This is a genomic window from Marinobacterium sedimentorum (genome assembly GCF_024267675.1).
In the GTDB taxonomy this organism is placed as follows: domain Bacteria; phylum Pseudomonadota; class Gammaproteobacteria; order Pseudomonadales; family Balneatricaceae; genus Marinobacterium_A; species Marinobacterium_A sedimentorum.
Window position 1 is genome coordinate 1 of record NZ_JALDYX010000105.1, and the last position, 347, is coordinate 347.

Annotated in this window: 1 protein-coding gene; it reads right to left on the minus strand. The window is 46.1% G+C overall.

The window, feature by feature from the left end; all coding sequences use genetic code 11:
* Positions 1-347: 4-alpha-glucanotransferase (locus MRS74_RS23595; RefSeq protein ID WP_254582723.1), on the minus strand; the 347-nt coding region annotated here is incomplete at both ends.

Here is a 347-nt window from a genome sequence, read left to right on the forward strand (position 1 = left end):
TTCCACAAAATCTAAGAACAATCTTGCGCGCTCAGACTGCTTATCCAAATGACGAGATTTAAACTCTTCAAAAAGAAGAGGTAACACGCTCATTTTCAGATCCGCGACTTCAGTGTAATTAACCCAGTGGGAATCACGCGCCTTCTGAAGGCGAGCTTGGAAGTCAGAGCTGCCGACCATTTGCTGAGCATCAGCGCTCAAAGCGAATTCAGCAACAGAGCTCACATCGATATAGAGTATGTTCAACCAACGACGAGAAGAAGGACTGTAAGGACTTGCTCCTTCTGGATTAGCCGGGAATAGTGAGTGAATTGGGTTTAAACCAACAAAGTCACCACCACGAGCAG